This is a genomic window from Tardiphaga robiniae (assembly GCF_013359755.1).
GTDB lineage: Bacteria > Pseudomonadota > Alphaproteobacteria > Rhizobiales > Xanthobacteraceae > Tardiphaga > Tardiphaga robiniae.
On sequence record NZ_JABMCJ010000020.1, the window covers coordinates 1 to 496 of the forward strand.

Below are 496 nucleotides of genomic sequence, written 5' to 3' on the forward strand. Positions count from 1 at the left end.
AATACAAATCAGCGACACTGAATACGGGGCAACCTCATGTCAACGAAGAACAGAACCCGCAGAACAACAACCCGCAACATCCGCTTTCCTAACCAAATGATTGAACAAATTAACATCGCTCTTGAGCAAAAAGGGTCCGGGAATTTCTCAGCCTGGGTCATTGAAGCCTGCCGTCGGAGACTAACGTCAGAAAAGAGAGCATATACATCAATTAAAAGTGATGAAGAATGAACATCCCGCGTTCTTCCCTCCGAACAGGACGATATTGTAAATTCACTTAATTACGAGGGCATTGCAGTAATTGAGTTGCAGTTTTACCACTTTCCTGACAGTGACAGACTGCGTGTTGGCTCTGTCACAGACTAAATAGTTTGAATGATTAGCAGTTATGGTGATCAGTCAACCACCAGGGAATAATCCTTCATATTATTATCGTGCTTCACCAACGCTGCCTCAATTGCTCTGAATGCTTCCAGAGACACCTTATGTTCTATAC

Annotated in this window: 1 protein-coding gene and 1 pseudogene; one reads left to right on the plus strand and one right to left on the minus strand. The window is 43.3% G+C overall.

Annotated elements, in window-relative coordinates; genetic code table 11:
- The first annotated feature begins 36 nt into the window (after positions 1 to 36).
- Positions 37 to 231, plus strand: a complete 195-nt coding sequence (locus HP556_RS00085) for a YlcI/YnfO family protein (RefSeq protein WP_001421937.1) — start codon at positions 37 to 39, stop codon at positions 229 to 231.
- Positions 232 to 395: 164 nt separating this feature from the next.
- On the opposite strand, the pseudogene ybcW reads toward HP556_RS00085, so the two are convergent.
- Positions 396 to 496: pseudogene (gene ybcW / locus HP556_RS30135) on the minus strand (protein YbcW); the annotation flags it as partial.

Coding starts and splice junctions, on each gene's coding strand:
- HP556_RS00085 (WP_001421937.1), top strand. CDS start 37: ATGTCAACGAAGAACAGAACCCGCAGAACAACAACCCGCAACATCCGC.